Annotated in this window: 3 protein-coding genes and 1 pseudogene; all 4 read right to left on the reverse strand. The window is 37.5% G+C overall.

The window, feature by feature from the left end:
* Positions 1-1071, reverse strand: a 1071-nt coding sequence (locus H280_RS0122725) for an IS4 family transposase (RefSeq protein WP_020063386.1), incomplete at its 3' end; no start/stop codon positions are given.
* A gap of 143 nt (positions 1072-1214) precedes the next feature.
* A complete protein-coding gene (locus tag H280_RS0122730) occupies positions 1215-1796 on the reverse strand; it encodes a DUF4256 domain-containing protein (RefSeq protein ID WP_020063387.1) in 582 nt (193 codons plus the stop codon).
* A 284-nt stretch (positions 1797-2080) separates the two neighbouring features.
* Positions 2081-2248, reverse strand: a complete 168-nt coding sequence (locus tag H280_RS25530; protein WP_231401811.1) for a helix-turn-helix domain-containing protein — start codon at positions 2246-2248, stop codon at positions 2081-2083.
* Positions 2249-2277: 29 nt separating this feature from the next.
* A pseudogene (locus tag H280_RS24280) lies at positions 2278-2511 on the reverse strand (DDE-type integrase/transposase/recombinase); the annotation flags it as partial.
* Between the last annotated feature and the right edge of the window lie 89 nt (positions 2512-2600).

The following is a 2600-nucleotide window of genomic DNA, read 5'->3' on the forward strand; positions in this document are numbered from 1 at the left end:
ATATAAATGACACTGAAATCGTTCTAACTTCATTGGTTTGATTTCATGAATTTGAAAAATAGATTTCCATGTTTTAAACAGAATTTCCACTTGCCACCGTAACGAGTAGAAGGCGTACACTTCTGTAGCTGGCAGTTTCTCTGAAGAAGTGTTGGTTACTAATAGATTTACTCTGCTCGCAGCTTTCGGTATCTTCTTGTTTGTTTTTTTATGGTGTGCCAAACGTTTATTCCACTCACTTTGTGTCAGGCGGTATAAAACCAGCCTAGTTCGATGTTTGTATTTCAATCCGATGTACACTTCTGGTAACTCTAGGGTTTCTCCTTCTTGTAAATCCTTCGTTAAAGTTTCTATGTTTAATAAAATCCAATTCCCATCTTCTCCTTTTTGATATACTTGCGTGTTCCACCGAATCCTAGATATGTAGTAAGCTCTACACATTGTGATCTTGTCTAAATCACCAATATAATGATAACCAAGGTCACGGAGTTCGAGATCTCCAGCTTGTAAGGTCTTGGTTCGTTCTTGCCCATATTTTGCGTCGTTACTAGTGCCGTGATCTACCTCCATTTCTAGAAATTCTCCAGAGAGTAGCTCATACTCCAACTGAATCTTCACACCTGCTTCAGAACTGTTTCCCCCAGTTCCTTTATAGCTCTCAGCATAGGAAACTGGTAATTGAAAGGATGTCGAGTCTAAAATGCGAATTTGTGAAAATCGACTAGATAATGCTGGAGTGGGACACACCTTTTGCTGGAAAACATGCAGAAACAACCTTTTGAGGAACGCTACAGTTCGCTCATTCCAACGTTTATTGAGTGCTTCAGTTGAGATGCAAGTACCTGTGGCTTCGTTCAGTTTTGTACAAAGACTGGCTAAGGATTCAGAGCTGATTGTCTGACCAAGAAACACACAGAGTGATACAAGGTCCTGTGCCCGAAACTTTCGTTTTCGTTTAATCATACCTGTTTGATACGCAAGTTCCTGTAAATGATGAACAGAGAATTTATTTCGAAATTCTTCACCAAGTATGCGTAGCTCTTCAATTAACATACAATTGTTTGTAGACATAAATTAGGACACCCTTTCATGCAGTACTGCATGAAAGGGTGTCCTAATTTTGTTATTTTATGCATTTCCTTAAGTTGATGGCTATGGGTCTGTACCCCCTACTGATCCATCCTCAAATTCAAATTTAGCTGTCTTTGCAAAATTTAAACCCTTAGCGAGCCACGAAACCCTCTGGCGGCATAATAGGATTCTGCTCCATTGTGATACACGAAGACGTGCCCAAAGCGACAATCGCAAAAAAGGGCACCACCGAGTTCTCTAATATCAGTCGGTGTTTGCACCCAACTCGACGTTTTCTTATCGAAACCTTCAAGATTCTGCAACGCTCGGTATTGTTCTTCCGTTAATAGTTCAATGTTCATAGCACTTGCCATATCAATAGCATTATTTTCTGGTTTATGTTTTTTTCTTGACTCTAGCCCTTCACGATCGTAACAAACACTTCTGCGACCTTTAGGGCTTTCCACTGAACAATCATAAAAAATGTATTCACCCTTCTTTTTATCATACTCAACAACATCCGGTTCACCGCCAGTTCTTTCCATTTCATTGAGTGACCATAGTTTTTTAGTATTAGCATCCAGCTTAGCTTGAACTTTAGCCCATTCAAGACCTTTATGGCGGTTCATGTTTTTCTCAAAACGAGCTTTCAATACTCTGAGTAATTCTTCACGTTGTTCTAATGACAACTCTTTTTCATTGTTAATTTCATTTTCTTTTGTCATGTTAGTTTCTCCCTTATTATTTATAGACATAATATTTTTTTGTGAGGATTAGTTATTTTCTTATTTTAATCTTTTCTTTTTATTTATTGCAAATCGAGAAAAGCGACAACCGTTTTAGGGGTAATCACAGGGTTGCTGCTCTAGCCCGTCACATAATTTATATAAAATGGAATTTGATTAATGAACTATGGGGTTTCTAATGGGCGTTTCTAGGAATAGAAGGAGCATCCATATCGGGAAATTCTTACATTTAGACACAAATTTCTCGGTATGGTGTTGTACCCTTAATAACCATTTCGTTTTAATGTGCGATAAATAGTGGTTCTGTCAACATTTAAGAAATCAGCAATTTCCTGTTTCGTTTTTCTTTGATTAAGTAACTCAAGTATCAAGTCAGTTTTAGACTTATTGATTTTAGGGGTTCTGGTACAAAAATACTTTACCAGAAACATAGAACGGCAATGTTCTGTTAACTGAGAGGTTAAACAGTTAATCCAAACAATTTACGAATAAATTCAGCTTCATTTCGGGCAGACTTCACCCTTTGGTGAAGTTGCCCTTTTCTCATCATATGCATAGCTTCAACGCCACCTAAAATGCAATTAGCTGTACGAAGTGATTTCAGTCCTAACATAGGGCGAACTCGTTTCTTGATAAAACGATGATCTTGTTCCACGATGTTATTAAGATATTTCACTTGCCTTATTTGGTTTCCACTTAAATAAATTTTGCTTTTTCATACTGATCACGTCCTTTTGTAGATTGATAATATCAGTATGTCCAAGTTTGATAGATTTTTTGCAC

It is taken from the genome of Bacillus sp. 123MFChir2 (assembly GCF_000383235.1).
Classification (GTDB): domain Bacteria; phylum Bacillota; class Bacilli; order Bacillales; family Bacillaceae_G; genus Bacillus_A.